Here is a 6,521-nt window from a genome sequence, read left to right on the forward strand (position 1 = left end):
GCGCGCTCACGCTCGGCGGCTGCGTCACCGACTCCGGCACCGAGTTCGCGTCGGCGCCGCCGCAAAGCAGGGTGAGCGCCGCCGCCGCCGCGCGCTATGCCGCAATCGACACCGACAGGTTTCCGATCGCCGCGGTCGAGGCGGGCGACCTGAATTCGGCCTATGTCCGCCAACTGGTCGACTACCGCACCGCCGAGCCGCCGGGCACGGTGGTGGTCGATCCACGCAAGCGCTTCCTGTATCTGGTGATGGAGGGTGGCAAGGCGCTACGCTACGGCGTCGGCGTCGGCAAGGCCGGGCTGGAATTCACAGGCACTGCCGAAGTCGGCCGCAAGGCGGAATGGCCGCATTGGACCCCGACGCCCAACATGATCGCGCGCGAGCCGGCGCGTTACGGCAAATGGGCCAAGGGCATGGACGGCGGCGCCGCCAACCCGCTGGGGCCGCGGGCTCTGTATCTGTACCGCAACGGCAAGGACACGCTGTTCCGGATCCACGGCACCACCGAGCCGTGGACGATCGGCCACGCGGTGTCGTCCGGCTGCATCCGGATGCTCAACCAGGATGTTATCGACCTCTACGGCCGGGTGCCGAAAGGCGCGAAGGTGGTAGTGCGTTGATCACATCGGCCGATAGGCGCGCACATCCGCCGGCACGGCGACGCCGAGGCGGATCTGCTCGACCGAGCGGATGATGTCGTCGCCGAGGAGCTGCGCGAAGCAGGCGTAGCCCCAATCGTTCATGTGCAGGCCGTCGGCGATGACGAAGGTGTCGAACGGCAGCGCCTGCTGTTCGTGCCAGTCCTTCATCACCTGGAAGCGCGGAAACACGCCGATATGGCGCAGCTCGGCCAGCCGGCCGAGCGCCTTGATCATCTTGCCGGCGCTTTCGCCGCGCTCGTTGACTCGCGGCGCGTATTGCGGATCGACCAGCACGATGTCGGAGCCGGCAGCCTGAATGGCGTTGATGCCTTCCTCCACCAGCTTGCCGGTCTCGGTCGGATCGAGATTGCGCAAAATGGCGTTGGTCCCGACCTGCCAGATCACCAGGTCCGGCTTGGCGTCCAGTACGGTCCCCTTCAGCCGCGCCATCATCTCGGGCGCGTCCTCCCCGCCTTTGCCGCTGTTGATCACGGTGATGTCGGCCGACGGATAATGGCGACGCAGCTGCGCGGCGAGTCGGTTCGGATAGTTGTAGGCGGGCGAGCTCGAGCCGTAGCCCTGGGTCGATGACGAGCCGAAGGCGACGATCACTACCGGCCTGTTGTCGATCAGCTTCTGCGCGACGTGCGGCAGCGAGCCCATCGATTTGACGCCGCCCTTCGGCGCCAGGCAGGGCACCCGGCCGAGAATGTCGCCGGCCTGCTTCACCGCTTGTTTGGCCTTGTCGAGCGCGCGGCCGGCAAGCCCTTTCGGCTGCACGGTCTTGTCGTGGAGCGAGGCGATGTCGAGATCGTTTCTGTTCGGCTCCGTTGTGGCGGCCTGGGCGGCGGCGACCTGGGCCCGCGCCATCGTCAGAGGAGTGACAGCCAAAAACAGTGACGCGGCCCACGCGGCTGCGGCGGTTCCGGAACGCAAACGACGCTTCAACGCTGAGTCCTCAATTCTGTCGGGCCGATACGCGCCGCATTGATCACGAAAGTCGACAGCGCGCGCGCCAGACAGTTATGTACCCGGATGGCCATGTCGATCCCGGGCGACGGGCTGAACAGGTCGAACTCGCCGCTTTCGTTCCACAGCCGCATCATGGCGAAGCGGTCGAACACCGGCACGTCCTTCTCCTGCCCCGCTACGCGCATGTTATCCAGATAGGGCGCCGGATTGATCATGGTCTCTGTGCGTGGGCTGTACTGCAGGTTCATCAGGATGACGTCGGCTCCGGCCTTCTTGGCGGCGTCGATGCCGTCGACCAGGGCGGTGTGAAACTCGTCCGGGTCGATCGACCGGATCGCATCGAAGGTTCCGGTCTGCCAGATTACCAGAGTGGCCTTACGATCCGTCACCAACTGGCCGAGGCTGGCGGCGACGTCGGCCGCGGTGCGCTTCGGCCGGAGTTCGACCGACACGTTGATCTCCGCCCCTGGAAGCTTGTCCCGCAGCATCGCCTGCAGCCGCTGCGGATAGGCGGTGCCTTCCGCCGGCGCGATGCTGGAGGAGCGGCTGCCGACCACCAGGATGTCGAGCTTGCGCGCCGTGCGCAGCGCTTCGGCCGTCTTGCCGAGGGTGAGATCCGTCGTCAGCAGGTAGGCCGGAACCTCGCAGTCCTTGCCGTCTTCCGCAGACGCAGGCCAGCAAGCGCCGGCCACCACGCACAACCCTAGCGTTATCGCAGCGGCCAAGCCGGCGATCCCGGTTCTCATGCTTCGCCCCCTGCAAGGTCGGCATCCGCGTCAGATTTGCGCGACCCAACCCTGCCCACCTCATTCTTATACCACGAAAAAAGCCAGGCAGAGGCTGTCATGATTACGATACCGGTGATGCTGACGGCGAAATGCACCAGGGCGCCGCCCGCGATTTCGACCAGGACGAAAAACCCGGCGAAGGCCAGGAAGATACCGAGGCAGAAAATCTCCAGCGAGTGCTGGCCGCACAGGATCAGCGGTCGAAGCCAGATCGAATTCAGGCCGGGCCAGTCGCGCGGCAGGAACCGCACGGTAATCGCCGCTAGCGCGAGGAAGTGCGCGAAGCGCAGCACGTCCAGGTTGGGCTTGTCGATCGGGTACATCCACTGCTCGAGCCATTTCGGCAGGGTGTGGTACAACGCCGGCGTGTACCAGGTGAGCGTTACGTAAAAAGCCGCGACAAGGTAAGCGACCGACATCCACAGCGTCACCGGCGATGCCAGCACGCCGGACAACCGCTTGGCGCCGGCCCATCGCGCACCACGCCCCGAAAACAAACAATAGCTGCCAGGCATACGGATTGAACACCCAGGCGCCGCTCGGATACGCGTTGAGGTGGAGGTCAAATTTCCAGGTGGCGATATAAAGCGCCGTCGATAACGCCAGCGTGACATCGGGCTTGCGCCGCATCAGCCAAAGGATCGGCGGCAGGAAGAACATCAGCACGATGTACAGCGGCAGCACGTCCATATTGACCGGGCGGAAGCGCAGCAACAGTGCCTGGACGATGGTGACGTCGGGCTGTTTGAGAAAGTCGAGGATGCCCATTTCCTCGGTATAGAGCGGGTTCTGGAAGCTGGTGGCGACGTAGGAGATCTCGGCCAGGAAGATCGTGAACAGGAAGACGTGGGCGACGTAGATCTGCCAGACCCGCTTCATGATCCGCGCCGAGGCGACGACGACACCTTGGTCGCGCATCGCCCGGCCATAGACAAAGGCCGCAGTGTAGCCGGAGATGAAGATGAAAATCTCGGTGGCGTCGGAGAAGCCGTAGTTCCGCAGCGTCAGCCAGGTCAGCAGGCTGGCCGGCAGATGGTCGATGAAGATCAGCCACAGTGCCAGGCCGCGAAACAGGTCCAGCCGCAACTCGCGCTTGGAGACTCGTTTGACCGCCGCAACGTCGGCGCGGAGCGGAGGGGCCGCAGCAGGCGCGATCGGGGCCGCCTCGGCCGGCGGTGCTGCTGTGATCGGTTCGGCGACTGTGCTCATGGCGCTCTATGCGGGCCGCTTGCCTGCTTGTGCCGATATACCAGTTCGGCGGCGATCGGCGAACCATGGGCTTTCACGATCGGCACTCGGCCTCGTCGCCTAACCGGCAACTGTGTTGAAACCGCGATGGCGGCGAGCCCGTCCAAACTGAAAATCGTTCCGAACGGCTGGTTTCGGCAGCGTTTTTGGCTATGATTGCTGCCTAAGAGCTGGAAATACGCCATGTACCGCGCCGTCACCCGCCACATCGAGGTAACCGTCGAGCCGAACTACCTTCCCGAGCGTTCCTCGGCGGAGAACCGTCAGTTCTTCTGGTCCTACACGGTCGTCATCACCAATTCGGGCGAAGAAACCGTTCAGCTTCGCACCCGGCATTGGGTGATCACCGACGCCTCAGGGCGCACGCAAGAAGTTCGCGGCGAGGGCGTGGTTGGGGAACAGCCGGTGCTCGCGCCGGGCGAACGTTTCGAATACACCAGCGGCGTGCCGCTGCCGACCGCATCCGGCTTCATGGCCGGCCGCTACCAGATGGAAAGCGAAAGCGGCGAGCGCTTCGAGATCGATGTCCCGGCGTTCTCGCTCGACAGCCCCGAGGGCAAGCGGACTCTGAATTAGCGTCGATCAGCTCCGCGTCGCCTGCCAGACGCCGCGGCAGCGATCGCCCTGAATGAGGCCGCTCCAGGTGCCGCTGCCTGTGGCACCGGCGAGCCGGCCGCGACCTCTGGCCACCGAGGCGCCGACCGAAATCTGCACCGCGACGTTGCCGCCGCTGGTGATGCCCCCCGTCACCTTGCCGCCGCCGGCCGACATCACCCGCCGCCCCGCGACCGCGAACGGGGCGTTGTAGGTGGCGCTGCAATTGCCGGCCTGGGTGGTGAACATCACGTTCCAGGTGCCGTCGAAATTGGCGGCGCGGCGCGCGGCGGCGTCCGCCTGCTGGGGCAGCGTCGCCATCAGGACGGTCGCGGCGAGGGCGGCCACGCCAGCGGTGTGGAGACGGGATGGCGAAAGGCGCAATCGAACAAAGGATTTCATAAAGGTCTCCGACAAATCAGCGAACTGTGTCATCTGTGACTGCGGACGGCCTGCACGCGCGCCGCCGAACGTCGATCCCTGCATCAGTCGATGGAGCGCGTCCGACGGTTCTTTACGCTACTCGAAATTCGTGGTGTCCGCGGCCCGGTTTGCTCCGAGCTGGCGACGCAGTTCCGCGGTTCAACTTTGTCCGAGCTCGTCCGTCGTCGCAAGCGCCGTCAGGCCGGCCAGCCGCTGCTGGCGAAGTGGCGGTAGGTCTGGATCTTCGCCCGCTCCCAAACCAGGATGTGCGCGACGAGCCGCCTGGCCAAATCCGCCGTAGTCCCGCTCCGGCAGGGCAGCTCGAGCCCATCGCAGCACTCGTAGCGCGCGGCGAGATCCCCGGCGTAGTGCAACAGCAGCGCTTCGCAGGCCGCATCGTTCAAGCCGGCCAGGCGGTCGGCGCCGAGTTCGCCGCCGCGCAGGTCGGTATAAAGCAAGGCGATGAGCCGGCGCGTCAGACCCTCGTCGTCAGCACAGCAGGTCGACAGTGCGCAGACCTTCTGCATGTCGACAGCGCTGCGGTTGAGCCGAACACCGAACCGTCGCCCGATTTCGTCGCCACGCCCTCGGCGGACCACCTGCGGCCTTCGTGATCCGAACAAGCTGATCATGGTGGCCCGCCCTCGGTCGGCTGCGGTTATTTCGGCAACAGCGCATTGACGCCGCTGACGGAAGCGGAGAGGGCGGCCTCGGGCGTCGCCTTGCCGCGGACGACGCTTTCCATCGCGTCGTAGACGACCTCGATCGCCTTCAGGCTGTTGTCGCCGGGGAAGCCCAGCCAGCGCGTCGTCCGCGCGCGCTGTGAAATCGCGGTGCGCATGTTCGGATTGGCTTTGTAGTAGTCGGCCAGCATGTCCGGGGTATCGATGGCGATCTGGTTCGACGGCATGTAGCCGGTGTGGCGGACCATGATGGTCTGGCCCACCGGGCCGGCGGCGAATTTGATGAATTCCCACGCCGCCTTCTGCTTCTCCGGATCGGTGGACAGCAGCATCATGCTGGCGCCGCCGGAGACCACCTTGGAGTCCGGCGTCGGGCTCGGGAACGGCCCGGTCTTCAGTTCGAAGCGGCTGCCGATCTGTTTGGTAAAGTTATTGACGCGGGCCGACGAGCTCATGAAGAAGCCGATCTTGCCGGCGATAAAGGCCTGCGTCGCCTGCTCGTCGGTGTAGTTCTGCATGCCGCCGGTCGCGACCAGATCGTGCAGGATCTGGAAGGTCTTCAGCCCCGCCGGCGAGTCGAAGCCGACGCGCTTGCCGTCGTCCGACAACATCTTCCCACCGTTGGTGAACAGCAGTTCCTGCCAGAGGTAGTTGCCGGTGGTGGTCCAGACCAGATAGGCGCCGCTGACGCCGTCCTGAGGCTTGGTGATCTTCGCCGCCAGGCTCAGCAATTCCGGCCAGTTGGCGGGCGCCGTCTCGGGGTTGCCGCCGGCCTGCCGAACCAGATCGGCGTTGTAGTACAGGATCGGCGTCGACAGCGCGTAGGGCATGCTGAACAGCTTGCCGTCGATGATGCCGGTCGAAACCATGCCGGGCACATAGCCCTGCTTGTCCCAGTCCTTTTCCTGCGCGACGAAACTATCGAGCGGCACCGCCAGCTTGCGCGCGACGAGGAGCTGCTGAAGGTTGGTGCCGTTCAGCACGATGTCCGGCATGCTTCGGGTGATGGCGCCGCGCAGCACGGCGCTGGCTGCGTCCTCGTAGCTCTTGGTCGGCGCCAGGATCTTTACCGTGATGTCCGGCCGCTGTTGCGCGAACGCCTTCACGGTTTCCTCCATCGGCGCGAGATACAGATTCGGCTGCGGAAACAGCACTGTGACCTCGACCGCTGC

General features: G+C 65.2%; 7 protein-coding genes and 1 pseudogene. 2 read left to right on the forward strand and 6 right to left on the reverse strand.

The window, feature by feature from the left end; all coding sequences use genetic code 11:
- A partial coding sequence (locus I5M_RS13335) for a L,D-transpeptidase (RefSeq protein ID WP_022721853.1) occupies positions 1–620 on the forward strand: 620 nt, incomplete at its 5' end.
- On the opposite strand, the gene I5M_RS13340 is transcribed toward I5M_RS13335, so the two are convergent.
- The 3 genes and pseudogenes from I5M_RS13340 to I5M_RS29715 all read right to left on the reverse strand — a co-directional run bounded on the left by I5M_RS13340 (position 621) and on the right by I5M_RS29715 (position 3,610).
- Positions 621–1,511, reverse strand: coding sequence for an SGNH/GDSL hydrolase family protein (locus I5M_RS13340; RefSeq protein ID WP_022721854.1), 891 nt, complete (start codon positions 1,509–1,511; stop codon positions 621–623).
- A 74-nt stretch (positions 1,512–1,585) separates the two neighbouring features.
- The gene (locus tag I5M_RS13345; protein ID WP_031336280.1) at positions 1,586–2,359 is read right to left on the reverse strand and encodes a lipolytic enzyme; all 774 of its coding nucleotides are present in this window, start codon (positions 2,357–2,359) and stop codon (positions 1,586–1,588) included.
- Positions 2,356–3,610: pseudogene (locus I5M_RS29715) on the reverse strand (OpgC domain-containing protein). Before I5M_RS29715 ends, I5M_RS13345 begins: the two are co-directional and overlap by 4 nt.
- Positions 3,611–3,832: 222 nt before the next feature.
- On the opposite strand from I5M_RS29715, the gene apaG reads away from it, so the two are divergent.
- Positions 3,833–4,225, forward strand: coding sequence for a Co2+/Mg2+ efflux protein ApaG (apaG, locus tag I5M_RS13355; RefSeq protein WP_022721856.1), 393 nt, complete (start codon positions 3,833–3,835; stop codon positions 4,223–4,225).
- A 6-nt stretch (positions 4,226–4,231) separates the two neighbouring features.
- Here the strand turns inward: apaG and I5M_RS13360 are convergent, their stop codons facing one another.
- The 3 genes from I5M_RS13360 to I5M_RS13370 form a co-directional block, all read right to left on the reverse strand.
- On the reverse strand, positions 4,232–4,564 hold the full coding sequence (locus I5M_RS13360; protein WP_244432000.1) for a hypothetical protein: 333 nt from the start codon (positions 4,562–4,564) through the stop codon (positions 4,232–4,234).
- 299 nt (positions 4,565–4,863) lie between these two features.
- The gene (locus I5M_RS13365; protein WP_148287871.1) at positions 4,864–5,298 is read right to left on the reverse strand and encodes a hypothetical protein; all 435 of its coding nucleotides are present in this window, start codon (positions 5,296–5,298) and stop codon (positions 4,864–4,866) included.
- 26 nt (positions 5,299–5,324) lie between these two features.
- Positions 5,325–6,521 (reverse strand): ABC transporter substrate-binding protein (locus I5M_RS13370; protein ID WP_022721859.1); only part of this gene is annotated, 1,197 nt, incomplete at its 5' end.

The organism is Rhodopseudomonas sp. B29 (assembly GCF_000333455.1).
In the GTDB taxonomy this organism is placed as follows: domain Bacteria; phylum Pseudomonadota; class Alphaproteobacteria; order Rhizobiales; family Xanthobacteraceae; genus Rhodopseudomonas.